The 12,942-nt window shown below is 67.3% G+C and carries 10 protein-coding genes; all 10 read left to right on the top strand.

The annotated features are described in order from the left end of the window. The first annotated feature begins 60 nt into the window (after positions 1-60). The 10 genes from ACP7BY_RS06280 to trpB all read left to right on the top strand — a co-directional run bounded on the left by ACP7BY_RS06280 (position 61) and on the right by trpB (position 12,915). Positions 61-456: a hypothetical protein gene (locus tag ACP7BY_RS06280; protein ID WP_033967064.1), complete on the top strand. Its 396-nt coding sequence runs from the start codon at positions 61-63 to the stop codon at positions 454-456. Further along, a complete protein-coding gene (locus ACP7BY_RS06275; RefSeq protein ID WP_033967067.1) occupies positions 453-1,727 on the top strand; it encodes an efflux RND transporter periplasmic adaptor subunit in 1,275 nt (424 codons plus the stop codon). Before ACP7BY_RS06280 ends, ACP7BY_RS06275 begins: the two co-directional genes overlap by 4 nt. A gap of 256 nt (positions 1,728-1,983) precedes the next feature. Beyond that, a complete protein-coding gene (locus tag ACP7BY_RS06270) occupies positions 1,984-5,178 on the top strand; it encodes an efflux RND transporter permease subunit (protein WP_426287998.1) in 3,195 nt (1,064 codons plus the stop codon). A gap of 8 nt (positions 5,179-5,186) precedes the next feature. Then, positions 5,187-6,590 carry an efflux transporter outer membrane subunit gene (locus ACP7BY_RS06265; RefSeq protein ID WP_137903279.1) on the top strand — a complete coding sequence of 468 codons (1,404 nt, stop codon included), beginning with the start codon at positions 5,187-5,189 and terminating at the stop codon, positions 6,588-6,590. Positions 6,591-6,723: 133 nt separating this feature from the next. Continuing rightward, the gene (locus tag ACP7BY_RS06260) at positions 6,724-7,416 is read left to right on the top strand and encodes an endonuclease/exonuclease/phosphatase family protein (protein ID WP_033967310.1); all 693 of its coding nucleotides are present in this window, start codon (positions 6,724-6,726) and stop codon (positions 7,414-7,416) included. After that, complete coding sequence (locus ACP7BY_RS06255) at positions 7,416-9,710, top strand: patatin-like protein (RefSeq protein ID WP_137903280.1); 2,295 nt, start codon at positions 7,416-7,418, stop codon at positions 9,708-9,710. Before ACP7BY_RS06260 ends, ACP7BY_RS06255 begins: the two co-directional genes overlap by 1 nt. Before the next feature lie 174 nt (positions 9,711-9,884). Next, positions 9,885-10,208: a hypothetical protein gene (locus tag ACP7BY_RS06250; RefSeq protein WP_010408277.1), complete on the top strand. Its 324-nt coding sequence runs from the start codon at positions 9,885-9,887 to the stop codon at positions 10,206-10,208. Then, positions 10,205-10,879, top strand: coding sequence for an orotidine-5'-phosphate decarboxylase (gene pyrF / locus ACP7BY_RS06245; protein WP_033966940.1), 675 nt, complete (start codon positions 10,205-10,207; stop codon positions 10,877-10,879). Before ACP7BY_RS06250 ends, pyrF begins: the two co-directional genes overlap by 4 nt. 43 nt (positions 10,880-10,922) lie before the next feature. Then, positions 10,923-11,558, top strand: coding sequence for a phosphoribosylanthranilate isomerase (locus ACP7BY_RS06240; protein ID WP_405052985.1), 636 nt, complete (start codon positions 10,923-10,925; stop codon positions 11,556-11,558). 127 nt (positions 11,559-11,685) lie between these two features. Then, on the top strand, positions 11,686-12,915 hold the full coding sequence (gene trpB, locus ACP7BY_RS06235; RefSeq protein WP_033966941.1) for a tryptophan synthase subunit beta: 1,230 nt from the start codon (positions 11,686-11,688) through the stop codon (positions 12,913-12,915). Positions 12,916-12,942: the final 27 nt, after the last annotated feature.

Raw genomic sequence — 12,942 nt, 5'->3', positions numbered from 1 at the left:
CGTTCCCGCTCGGGGCTGTTCGCCCACAGGATTGCCAAAGACCCAAAAGGGGGATTTTTCATGGCTTATCTGGATATCGATTCAATGTTCGCTGGCCCCGTCACCACGTCGACCGACGATGCCGCGACGACCCCGCAGGAGGGCTTCTCCGCACTCGAATGGAGCGTCATCGCGCTCGCCCAGCGCGACACGCTCGCCAGCCTGACCGAACCCGGCCGCATGTCGCGTGCGCTGGGTAGCCTGTTCGGGCGCGGCCCGTCCTCACGGCTGGCCGACCCCAAGCTCGAGGCGTTGCGCCGCGCGGCGGTGCTGGCCCGCCATCGCGGGTTCGCGCTGCCCATGTCCGAAATCCATCATTTCCATTCCGTCGGCTTCAGCGAAGCGCAGATGGAAACGCTCGTCACCAGCGTGACGGGCATGCGCGTCGGCCGGACCGACCAGAGGATCGCCGCATGAATATGATTGCCCCCATCGATACCACCCAAAATGTCGTTCCCGACGCGTCGCATCCGCCTGTAAAGCGGTGGACTCGCTGGCAGAAACGCACCGCCATCATCGTGCCGATCGCCATTGCCGGTGTGATCGGCGTGAAGCTGTTCGATCATTCCGATGCGGTCGCCGCCGCGCCGCCGCCCGCGCCCGTCACCATCGCCACCCCGCTGGTGCGCGAGATCAGCGAATGGGACGATTATGTCGGCCGCTTTGCCCCAAGCCGGACCGTCGAAGTGCGACCGCGCGTGGCGGGCGAAGTAACCGGCGTCCACTTCCGCGACGGCGAAGTCGTGAAGCAGGGCCAGTTGCTGTTCACGATCGACTCCCGCCCCTTTGCCGCCGCGTTGGCTGAGGCACGCGCCAATGAGGCTAGTGCACAGAGCGCGCTGGTGCTGGCGCGCAACGATCTTGGGCGTGCAACGCGGCTGATTGCCGATGATGCGGTTTCCGCCGGGGAAATCGATGCGCTGCGCGGCAAACTCCAGGCGGCGCAAGCGGCGCTCGCGGCAGCGCAGGCCCGCGTCCGCGCCCGCGCGCTCGACGTATCTTTCACCCAGATTCGCGCGCCGATCGGCGGGCGCATCTCCGATCGCCGCGTCGATCCGGGCAATCAGGTCGCGGGCGGCGAAGGCACTGGCGGCACGGTGCTGACGACGATCAACGCGCTCGACCCGATCTACTTCACCTTCGACGGGTCGGAGGCGTTGTTCCTCAAGACGCAGCGTGCGCGGCAACCGGGTGCTGCGGCACCGGCGGTCGAGATCCAGTTGCAGGACGAGACCAGCCACCGCTGGAAGGGCAAGCTCGACTTTACCGATAACGGCCTCGACACGCATTCGGGCACGATCCGCGGGCGTGCGGTACTGGCCAATCCGGGCCTGTTCCTGACGCCCGGCATGTTCGGCAACATGCGGCTCGCCAGTGCCGGGACCAAGCCTGCTTTGCTCGTCCCCGACGATGCGGTGCAGACCGACCAGGCGCGGAAAATCCTGCTGACGGTGGATGCCAACAATGTCGTCACGCCCAAGCCGGTGATGCTGGGCGCAGTGGTCGACGGGATGCGGGTGATCCGCTCCGGGGTTGGCCCGACCGACCGGATCATCATCAAGGGCACGCAAATGGCGATGCCCGGTGCCAAGGTCGCGCCCACCGTCGGCAAGATCGTGGCGTCGGCGGATACGGCAGCACCCACGGCGCAGCCGATCGCGGGCGAGGCGACTTTGTCCGGGCATTAAGAAGATTGCGAGGATGGTTTCCAACGCACGCACCCTTCCCCGTTTGCCCTGAGCCTGTCGAAGGGCACCTCTCCAAGCGGACGCCCGCTCCCGTGGAGAGGAAGGCTTCGACAAGCTCAGCCCGAACGGGTCGGGGGCGCGGTTTGAAAACGACCCCAGCCGAATAGCAGACCGATTCATCACTGCCGTTCCTCGCCTGGGCCCCGGCGTTCGCCGGGGTGGGATGGGGTGTGGCCGCCGTTTAGGAACATGCACCATGCGCTTCTCGCGCTTCTTCATCACCCGGCCGATCTTCGCCGGGGTCATCGCGGTGGTCATCACCATCGTCGGGCTGATCGCCTATCTCGGCCTGCCGGTGTCGCAATATCCCGACATCGTGCCGCCGACCGTCACCGTCAGCGCGGTCTATCCCGGTGCCTCGGCCGAGACGGTCGCGGAAACCGTCGCCGCGCCGATCGAGCAGGAAATCAACGGCGTCGACAACATGCTGTACCAGTCGTCGCAATCGACTGGCGACGGCAAATTGACGATCACCGTCACCTTCAAGATCGGCACCAACCTCGATGCCGCGCAGGTGCTGGTGCAGAACCGCGTCGCGGTCGCGGTGCCGCGCCTGCCCGAGGAGGTGCAGCGCCTGGGCGTCGTCACGCGCAAGACCAGCCCCGACTTCCTGATGGTGGTCAACCTGGTCTCGCCCGACGGCTCGCTCGATCGCGGCTACATCTCCAATTACGCGCTAACGCAGGTGCGCGACCGCCTCAGCCGCATCGACGGCGTCGGCGACGTGCAATTGTTCGGCGCGCGCGATTATTCGATGCGCATCTGGATCGACCCCGGTCGCGCCGCCGCGCTCGATCTGACCGCAGGCGAAATCGTCGCCGCCCTGCGCGCGCAGAACGTCCAGGTCGCCGCCGGCACGCTCGGCCAACCGCCTTACGCGACCGGCAACGCCTTCCAGCTCAACGTCGAGACGCAAGGTCGCCTGACCGACCCCAAGCAATTCGCCGATGTGGTGATCCGCACCGACAAGGACGGCCGCCAGGTCAAGGTATCGGATGTCGCCCGCGTCGAACTCGGCGCGCAGGATTATGGTGCCAACACCTATATCAGCGGCAAGCCAACCGTCATCGCCGCGGTGTTCCAGCGTCCCGGCTCCAACGCACTCGCCGCCGCGCAGGCCGTTTCTGCCGAGATGGAGGCGATGTCGAAGAAATTCCCCAAGGGCCTCGCCTACCGCGTCATCTACAACCCGACCGAGTTCATCGCCCAGTCGATCGACGCGGTGAAGCACACGCTGATCGAGGCGATGATCCTCGTCGTCCTGGTCATCCTCGTCTTCCTGCAGAAATGGCGCGCGGCGATCATCCCGATCGTGGCAATCCCGGTCTCGCTGATCGGCACCTTCGCGGTGCTGGCGGCGGTCGGATACTCGCTCAACAACCTCTCGCTGTTCGGGCTGGTGCTGGCGATCGGCATCGTCGTCGATGACGCGATCGTCGTGGTCGAGAATGTCGAGCGCAACCTCGAACACGGGCTTTCTCCATTGGAGGCAGCGCGCAAGTCGATGGACGAAGTGTCGGGCGCGCTCGTCGCGATCGTGCTGGTGCTGTGCGCGGTGTTCATCCCGACCGTGTTCCTCACCGGCCTATCGGGCGCCTTCTACCGCCAGTTCGCGGTGACGATCTCGACCGCGACGGTCATCTCGCTGCTCTCGCTCACACTGTCGCCCGCACTCGCGGCGATGCTGCTCAAGCCCCACGCCCCGGCGGATTCGGGTGGCCGCATCACGCGCTTCGTCCGCACTGCAGGGGACCGCTTCAACCGCGGTTTCGAGCGGATGAGCGTGGCGTATGGCACCCTCACCCACCGTCTCGTCACCGCGCCGCGCAAGATGATGCTGGCATATGGCGCGCTGATCGCGCTCACCGCCTTCGTCTTCACCGTCACCCCCTCGGGCTTCGTGCCCGCGCAGGATCAGGGCTACTTCCTGACCGTTATCCAGCTGCCGCCCGGCTCCTCGGTCGAGCGTACCGATGCCGTGATGCAAAAGGTCGCCAAGCGCATCCTGCCGCTCGCAGGCGTCAAGGGCGCGGTCATGCTGGCCGGGTTTGACGGCCCGTCGCAAACGCTCGCCCCCAACAGCGCCGCCGCCTATATCCCGCTGAAAAGCTTCGAGGAACGCCAAAAACTCGGCGTCACCTTTGCCGGGATCATGGCCGAGGCGCAGAAAGCCACCGCCGACATCAACGAAGCGCGGCTGCTGATCGTGCCGCCCCCGCTGATCCAGGGGATCGGCTCGGCCGGTGGCTATCGCATGATGGTGCAGGATCTGCAGGGGCATGGCTATCCCGAAATGGGCAAGACCGCTTATGGCCTGATCGGACAGGCCAACCAGACCAAGGGCCTCGCCCAAGTCTATACCTTCTTCGATACCGCCACCCCGCGCATCTTCGCCGATGTCGATCGTACCAAGGCGAACATGCTGGGCGTGCCCCCGGAGCGTGTGTTCGAGGCGTTGCAAGTCTATCTCGGCTCGGCCTTCGTCAATGATTTCAACCTTTTGGGGCGCACCTACCGCGTCACCGCGCAAGCCGACGCGCCGTTCCGCAACACCACCGCGGACATCGCCAACCTCAAGACCCGCTCGAACACCGGCGAGATGGTGCCGATCGGATCGGTCTCCACCTTCCGCGACAAGACCGGGCCGTATCGCGTCGTGCGCTACAATCTGTTCCCTGCGGTCGAGGTCGATGGCGACACCGCCAAGGGCTCGTCCTCGGGCCAGTCGCTGGTCGCGATGGAGAAGCTTGCCGATAGCACCTTGCCCACCGGCTACGCGCATGAATGGACCGGCATTGCCTTCCAGCAGAAATCGGCCGGCAGCACGGCGGGCCTCGTCTTCGCGATGGCAGTGCTGTTCGTCTTCCTCGTGCTCGCCGCGCAATATGAGAGCCTGACGCTGCCGCTCGCGATCATCCTGATCGTGCCGATGTGCCTGCTCGCAGCGATGACCGGGGTGAACCTGCGCGGCATGGACAATAATGTGCTCACGCAAATCGGCCTCGTCGTGCTGATCGCGCTTGCCGCCAAGAACGCAATCCTCGTGGTCGAATTCGCCAAGCAGGCCGAGGAGCAAGACGGCCTGTCGCCGGTCGAAGCCGCCGTCCGCGCCGCGCGGGACCGGTTGCGCCCGATCCTGATGACCAGCTTCGCCTTCATCCTGGGTGCCGTGCCGCTGGTGATTGCCAAGGGGGCCGGTGCCGAACTGCGCCAGGCGCTCGGCACGGCGGTGTTCTTCGGAATGATCGGCGTGACCGGCTTCGGCTTGCTCTTCACCCCCACCTTCTACGTCGTCGCCCGTGCGCTGGCGAAGCGGCTCGAACGCCGCTCCGCCACCCCCGCCGCGAGCCATGGCCCCGCCGCCGCGCCCGCGCTGCAGCCAGCCGAATAGGAACGATCATGAAAGCCGTCCTGCTCACCAGCCTTTCCGCGCTTGTGCTCTGCGCCTGCGCAGCCGGGCCCAAATATGTCGCGCCGATCGCGCCACCAAGCGCCACCGCGCCGTTCATCACCGCCAATGCGGCGACCGTCACCACGCCCGCCGATCAAAATTGGTGGCGGCTGTATCGCGATCCGGCGCTCGACGCGCTGGTGGCCGATGCACTTGCCGCCAATACCGATCTGCGCGTCGCGGTGGCGCGGCTCGATGCGGCCAAGGCGTCGCTGCGCGGCGCGCGGTCCGACCGACTGCCGCAAGTGACCGCAGGCGCGAGCGGCACGTATGGCCGCTTGCCGCAGTCGCAGCGCCTGCCCGGCAGCAACCGCGAGGCGGCGGTGTTCGATACCGGGCTAGACGTCTCCTATGAAGTCGATCTCGCCGGTCGTGTCCGCCGCAATATCGAGGCGGCACGCGGCGATGTCGCGGCTTCTGCCGCCGATGCCGATGCGGTGCGCGTATCGATCGTCGCCGCCACCACGCGCGCCTATGTCGACGCCGCCGCTGCTGCCGAACGGCAGGCGGTGGCCGAACGCATCGTTGCCTTGCTGAGCAAATCCGCCGAACTGACCGGCAAGCGTGTCGATGCCGGGCGCGCGACCAAGTTCGATTATGTCCGCATCGCGACGCTGCGCGACCAGCGCGCCGCGCTCGTGCCCGCGATCATCGCCGAGCGGCAGGCCGCCTTGTTCCGCCTCGCAACGCTCACGGGCCGCACCCCGCAGGAGTTGCCCGCTGCGGCAAGTGCCCGCACCACCACACCGCGGCTCGACCAGCCGATCCCGGTCGGTGACGGGGCCGGGCTCCTCGCGCGCCGCCCCGACGTGCGCGCCGCCGAACGCCGCCTGGCCGCCGCGACCGCGCGGATCGGGGTGGCGACCGCCGACCTGTACCCGCATATCACGCTGGGCGGATCGGGCGGGGTGACGGGGCCTTCGCTGGACGACCTGTTCACCGGCGGTCCGGTGCGCTGGCTGGTCGGCCCCTTGCTCAACTGGTCGCTCAACCAATCCGCCGCCCGCGCCAAGATCGCAGGTGCGCAGGCCGACACGCGCGGCGCGCTCGCGAGCTTCGATGGCAGCGTGCTCACTGCGCTTGAGGAAACCGAAACCGCGCTGTCGACTTATGCCCGCGAGCTCGACCGGCGCGCGCAACTGCAATCGGCGCGCGACAATGCCGAGACCGCCGCCCGCATCACCCGCGCCCGCCAACGCGAAGGGACGATCGACTTCCTCGAAGTGCTCGACGCCGAACGCACCTTTGCCGATGCCGATGCCGATGTGGCCGCCGCCGACGCACGCATCGCCGATGCGCAAATCGACCTGTTTCGTGCACTGGGCGGCGGCTGGCAGGCACGGGTCAGCTAGTCCCCCTTTCCCAATGCGCGCGAAATCCCTAACCGGGGTCGGTGATCGTTGCTAACGACCCCGGTTTTGTCACCGCGACCTGTCGCTGCAGGCGGCGGTCGCGTGTGGCCGCTCGATCCGGCGCGAGTGTGCGATGATCAAGGTCGTCAGCTACAACATGCACAAGGGCATCGGGCTGGATCGCCGCCGCGATCCGCGCCGCATCCTGGATGTCCTGCGCGAGATCGATGGCGACGTGATCGCGCTGCAAGAGGCCGACCGTCGCTTCGGCACCAAAGCGCAAGTCATCCCGCACGCGCTGATCGAGGACCATTCGCCGTGGCACGCCGTCTCCTTCGGGCATGACGGGGCCAGCATGGGATGGCACGGCAATGCGATGCTAGTGCGCAAAGGGAGCGCAGTGCGCGCGGCCACGTCGCTGCATTTGCCCGCGCTCGAACCGCGCGGCGCGATCCGTGCGGATGTTGCGATCGACACCGGCACGATCCGCGTGCTCGGGATGCACCTCGATCTGTCAGGCCTGTGGCGCAGGCGGCAGGCGCGCGCGATCCTCGCCCACATCGACGCCTGCCCCGCCCCGCTGCCGACGGTGCTGATGGGCGACCTCAACGAATGGACCGCGCGCGGCGGCTGCCTGCACGATTTCGGACGCGACTATCCGAGCGTACCGACCGGCCCGAGCTTCCACGCGCGCCGCCCGGTCGGGCGGCTCGACCGGATCATGACACGCGGCTTTCGCGTGCTTGGCTGCGGCGTGCATGACAGCGCGCTGGCGCGGCGCGCGTCGGACCATTTGCCGATCTGGGCGATGCTGGAGCCATTGTAATGCGCGAAAAGGAACTCCGCCTCGCGCTCGTCTGCTATGGCGGGATCAGCCTGGCGGTGTACATGCACGGCATCACCAAGGAGATCTGGCGGCTGGCGCGCGCCAGTCACGGTTTCCACGCCGGAACCGCGCCCGTCGGCGGCAGCGAGGGGGTGTATCGCAGGCTGCTGGAGGAAATCGAGGCCGAGACCGGGCTAAGGCTGCGCGTGCTGGTCGACATCATCGCCGGGGCCAGCGCGGGCGGCATCAACGGCGTGTTCCTGGCACAGGCGATCAGCGCCGGGCAGAGCCTGGAGCCGCTGACCGATTTGTGGCTCGATTCCGCCGATATCGAGGCGCTGGTCGATGAAAAGCAGGCCCCCGCCCACCCGATGACCAAGATCTGGGCGCTGCCGCTGGCCTGGATGGCGGCACGGCGCAGCGTCGATGGCATCGACGCCACGGTCGAGCCCGCCGCCCGCGACGAAGTCCGCGCGAAACTGTCGCATTTCGTGCGCTCGCGCTGGTTCGAGCCACCGTTCGGCGGAGAACGCTTCACCGGGCTGATCCTCGATGCGCTCGACGCGATGGCCGCCGCACCGCGCGAACCGCGGCTGCTGCCCGATGGCCAGCCGCTCGACCTGTTCGTCACCGTCACCGATTTTCGCGGCCATCCCGAACGGTTGCGGCTCAACTCGCCGCCCGAGGTGGTCGAGACCGAGCACCGCGTGGTCGTGCCCTTCACCGACCACGGCATGGCCTCCGAAACGCTGGCGCACCCGGCCGAACTCGCCTTCGCCGCGCGCGCCACTTCCAGCTTTCCGGGGGCGTTCCCACCCTTCATGGTCGGCGAACTCGACCGCGTGCTGGAGGCGCGCAAGGTGCCGTGGATCAACCGCGCCACCTTCCTCACCCGCATTCTGCCGCGCCAGGCCGCCGCCAATGCCGCCGATAATGCGGTGCTGATCGATGGCTCCGTGCTCAACAACGCGCCGTTTCGCCCGGCGATCGAGGCACTGCGCGAGCGTCCGGCGCGGCGGCAGGTGGACCGGCGCTTCGTCTATATCGATCCCCATCCACGCGGCGGTTTCGGCTTCGGCGCGACCAAGGCGGGTGCCCCCGGCTTTTTCCAGACGATCATCGGCGCGATTTCGGAGCTGCCGCGCCAACAGCCGATTCGCGACAATCTCGAGGAAATCGCCGAACGCTCAGGGAGGATCGAGCGGATGCGCGCAATCATCTCGGCGATCCGGCCCGAGGTGGAAAAGCAGGTCGAGGCGCTGTTCGGCTACACGCTGTTCCTCGATTCGCCGACGCCCGCGCGGCTCGCGGCATGGCGGCAGCGCGCGCAAACTGCGGCGGCCAAAAGCGCAGGCTATGGTTATGCCGCTTATGGCCACCTCAAGATCAACGGCGTGGTCGAGACGATTACCGATCTGCTGCATCACGCGGGCGGCGAGCCCGGCCCGCAGCGCTGGCGCGGCATTCGTCGCCACATTGCCGATGCGGTCAGCGCACGCGGTTTCGACGACATGCAGCCGAGCTTTTCGGGCGGGGCGAGCGCGACCACGATCGGCTTCCTGCGCACCTTCGATCTTGGTTTTCGCCTGCGTCGGCTGCGCCTGCTCGCGCGACGCATCACCGATCTCGAAGGCGACCAACCCGACGCCGAGCTCGATCCGATCCGCGAGGCGATCTATATGAGCCTGGCCGACTATCTCGAGTGCAAGCGCACCGAACGCTATCTCGCCTTGGGCAAGGACGTGCGGCTGCTGCGCGGCAATGCCGGGCCGTTGCTCGACAAGCTCGGCGCGGCGATGGACCTGACCGCGCTCGACCTGCGCACCGAGGAACGCCTTGCCGCAGCTTTTTCCGGGCTCGGCCGCGAGATCAAGCGGCCGATCCTGCTGAGCTATCTTGGCTTCCCCTATTTCGACGTCGCCACGCTGCCGCTGCTGCAAGGCGAAGGCCTCGACGAGTTCGACCCGATCAAGGTCGATCGCATTTGCCCGGACGATGCCACCGGCATTCGCAGCGGTGGTGCGGAGGCGACGCTGAAGGGCATCCAACTCAACAGTTTTGGCGCATTCTTCAGCCGCGCGTATCGCGAGAATGATTATCTGTGGGGGCGGCTGCACGGTGCGGAACGCCTGATCGACATCGTGCTGTCCGCGCTCGACCCCGCCCGCACGCTCAAGCCCGGCCGCACCGCCGCGATCAAGCGCGCGCTGTTCCTCGCCATCCTCGACGAGGAGGAGCCCAAACTGACCGCCGTCCCCGGCCTGTTCGAAACGCTGCGCCGCGAAATCGGGTAACGGCACTTCTTTCTCCCCTCCCTGGAAGGGAGGGGTTGGGGGTGGGTTGGCCTGTAATTCGGGCGTACCCCCCGCCATCAGCCGACCCACCCCCGTCCCCTCCCTTTCAGGGAGGGGAGGAAGCGATGAGGAAGCAGGCTGGCAATCGTGACGCGTTCGCACTAACCTTCGCCCATGCAATTTCTGAAAATCCTCTTCTGGTGCCTCATCGCCTTCATCGCGGCGATCTTCACGCTGGAAAACTGGACCAGCGTGACCCTCAAATTGTGGGGCGGGGTCGAGGCGCTGATCAACCTGCCGTTGCTGCTGCTGCTGACCTTCCTTGCCGGGCTGCTGCCAACGCTCGCCTGGCATTCGACGCTGCGCTGGCGCTTGCGCAACCGGCTCGCCACCGCCGAGCGCACGCTCGCCGACCTGCGCGCGGCAATGGCCCCGCCGCCTGCCGCAGCACAATCGCCCGACCCGGTCGAGGCCCCCGCCTCGGAGCATGCCGCATGAGCAACCGTCTGTTCGTTGCGCTCGACACGCCTGAGCTGGACAAAGCGCGCGCGCTGGCGAGCAAGGTCCGCCACCATGTCGGCGGCATCAAGCTCGGCCTGGAATTCTTCATGGCCAATGGCCGCGCCGGGGTGCGCGATATGGCCGAGCTCGGCCTGCCGATCTTCCTCGACTTGAAACTGCACGACATTCCCAACACCGTCGCTAAGGCGATCATGGCTTTGCGCGGGCTCGACCCGGCGATCCTGACCGTCCACGCCGCCGGGGGCCGCGCGATGCTGGAAGACGCCAAGGCGGCCGCCCCGCTCGGCACCAAGGTGGTGGCGGTGACGACGCTAACCAGCCTCGACGGGGCCGACCTCAAATCGATCGGCTGTTCGGGCGACCCGCACGAACAAGTGCTGCGGCTGACCGAGCTGGCACGCGATGCCGGCGTCGACGGCGTGGTCTGCTCGGGCGAGGAAGTCGCCGCCGCGCATAAGCTGTGGCCCAAGGGCTTCTTCGTCGTTCCCGGCGTGCGCCCGGCGGGTGGTGTCGTCGGCGACCAGAAGCGCGTCGTCACCCCGCGCGCCGCGGTGAATGCCGGCGCGTCGATCCTCGTCATCGGCCGCCCGATCACCCAGGCCGAAGACCCCGATCTGGCCGCACGCGAGATTGCCGGGACACTCTGAGCACGCCCGCCTCGCGACACCGCCGGGGCACCTAGGACGCATAATGACCACTGCCAAGATTTGCGGGCTATCGACGCCCGAGACGCTCGACGCGGCGATTGCCGGTGGGGCGAGCCATGTCGGCTTTGTGTTCTTCGCGCCCTCCCCGCGCAATCTCTCGCGCGATCGTGCGGCGCAACTGGCCGCGCGGGTGCCCGGCCATGTCGCGCGCGTCGGCGTGATGGTGAACCCCGACGATGCGCTGGTCGAGCAGGCAATCGCCGCCGGACAGCTCGAGGTGCTGCAATTGCACGATACGCCCCCGGCCCGCGCCGCCGCGATCAAGGCGCGGAGCGGCCTGCAGATCTGGGCGGCGGTGGCGGTGCGCACCCGCGCCGATCTGGCGCTGGCCGAGACCTTTGGCGGTGTCGCCGATCGCATCCTGTACGACGCCAAGACCCCGCCCGGCGCGGCGCTGCCCGGCGGCATGGGCGTGCGGTTCGACTGGCATTTGCTCGACGGCTTCCGCCATCCGCTGCCCTGGGCGCTGTCGGGCGGGCTCGATCCGCAGAACGTCGCCGAGGCGGTGGCGGTGACCAAGGCGACCTTGGTCGACGTGTCGTCGGGCGTGGAAAGCGCACCGGGCATCAAGGAGACGACCAAGATCCGCGCGTTTCTGGAGGTCGTGCGCGACCTGTAATTCCGTTCGTGCTGAGCCTGTCGAAGCACTGCGTCGCCGCCCAGCCCGCCAGATTTCGTGCGGCCCTTCGACAAGCTCAGGGCGAACGGGGTTGGCTGGCGCTCTACACCTGCTAAACGGCCCCCTTATGAACGCCCCCAACTCCTTCCGCACCCAGCCCGACGAGCGCGGGCATTTCGGCGAATTCGGCGGCCGCTACGTCGCCGAGACGCTGATGCCGCTCGTGCTGGAACTCGACACCGCCTATCGCGCGGCCAAGGCCGACCCGGCTTTCAAGGCGCAGTTCGATGATCTGCTCGAACATTATGTCGGCCGCCCCAGCCCGCTTTATTATGCCGAGCGCCTGACCGAGGCGCTGCGCGAAGGCGCGCCCGCGGGCAAAGGCGCGCAAGTGTGGTTCAAGCGCGACGAGCTCAATCACACCGGCGCGCACAAGATCAACAATTGCATCGGGCAGATCCTGCTCGCGATGCGCATGGGCAAGACGCGCATTATCGCCGAAACGGGCGCGGGCCAGCACGGCGTTGCCACCGCCACCGTCTGCGCGCGCTTCGGCCTGCCCTGCGTGATCTATATGGGCGCCAAGGATATCGAGCGGCAGGCCCCCAACGTGTTCCGCATGAAGCTGCTGGGGGCCGAAGTGCGCCCGGTGACGAGCGGATCGCATTCGCTGAAGGATGCGATGAACGAGGGCATGCGCGACTGGGTCGCCAACGTCCACGACACCTTCTACATCATCGGCACCGCGGCGGGCCCGCATCCCTACCCCGAAATGGTCCGCGATTTCCAAAGCGTGATCGGCATCGAAGCGCGCGCGCAGATGCTCAGCCGCATCAACCGCCTACCCGATTTGCTGGTCGCGGCGATCGGTGGCGGGTCGAACGCGATCGGGCTGTTCCACCCCTTCCTCGACGATGGCGACGTGATGATGCTCGGCGTCGAAGCCGCCGGGCGCGGGCTCGACAAGGAACATGCCGCCAGCCTCGCCGGTGGCGCGCCGGGCATCCTCCACGGCAACAAGACCTATTTGCTGCAGGACGAAGACGGCCAGATCACCGAGGCGCATTCGATCTCGGCCGGGCTCGATTATCCGGGCATCGGCCCCGAACATAGCTGGCTGCACTCGATCGGCCGGGTGGAATATACCTCGATCACCGATACCGAGGCGCTGGATGCGTTCCAGTTGCTGTGCCGGACCGAGGGCATCATCCCCGCTTTGGAGCCATCCCACGCCATCGCAGCGGTTGCGAAACGCGCGCGCGAAATGGACAGCGACCAGATCATCCTGGCGAATTTGTGCGGGCGTGGCGACAAGGACATCTTCACCGTCGCCGAGGCGCTCGGGGTGAAGATATGAGCGCAAAAGCCCTCTCCCCTTCAGGGG

This window comes from Sphingomonas sp. PSPC2-2, assembly GCF_049897725.1.
GTDB lineage: Bacteria > Pseudomonadota > Alphaproteobacteria > Sphingomonadales > Sphingomonadaceae > Sphingomonas.
The sequence above is the reverse complement of the archived record's forward strand: the minus strand, read 5'-3'. Positions and strand labels throughout refer to the sequence as shown.

Bases quoted from the DNA above. Each gene is read 5' to 3' on its own strand.
- ACP7BY_RS06280 (WP_033967064.1), top strand. From the start codon at position 61: ATGGCTTATCTGGATATCGATTCAATGTTCGCTGGCCCCGTCACCACG.
- ACP7BY_RS06275 (WP_033967067.1), top strand. From the start codon at position 453: ATGAATATGATTGCCCCCATCGATACCACCCAAAATGTCGTTCCCGAC.
- ACP7BY_RS06270 (WP_426287998.1), top strand. From the start codon at position 1,984: ATGCGCTTCTCGCGCTTCTTCATCACCCGGCCGATCTTCGCCGGGGTC.
- ACP7BY_RS06265 (WP_137903279.1), top strand. From the start codon at position 5,187: ATGAAAGCCGTCCTGCTCACCAGCCTTTCCGCGCTTGTGCTCTGCGCC.
- ACP7BY_RS06260 (WP_033967310.1), top strand. From the start codon at position 6,724: ATGATCAAGGTCGTCAGCTACAACATGCACAAGGGCATCGGGCTGGAT.
- ACP7BY_RS06255 (WP_137903280.1), top strand. From the start codon at position 7,416: ATGCGCGAAAAGGAACTCCGCCTCGCGCTCGTCTGCTATGGCGGGATC.
- ACP7BY_RS06250 (WP_010408277.1), top strand. From the start codon at position 9,885: ATGCAATTTCTGAAAATCCTCTTCTGGTGCCTCATCGCCTTCATCGCG.
- pyrF (WP_033966940.1), top strand. From the start codon at position 10,205: ATGAGCAACCGTCTGTTCGTTGCGCTCGACACGCCTGAGCTGGACAAA.
- ACP7BY_RS06240 (WP_405052985.1), top strand. From the start codon at position 10,923: ATGACCACTGCCAAGATTTGCGGGCTATCGACGCCCGAGACGCTCGAC.
- trpB (WP_033966941.1), top strand. From the start codon at position 11,686: ATGAACGCCCCCAACTCCTTCCGCACCCAGCCCGACGAGCGCGGGCAT.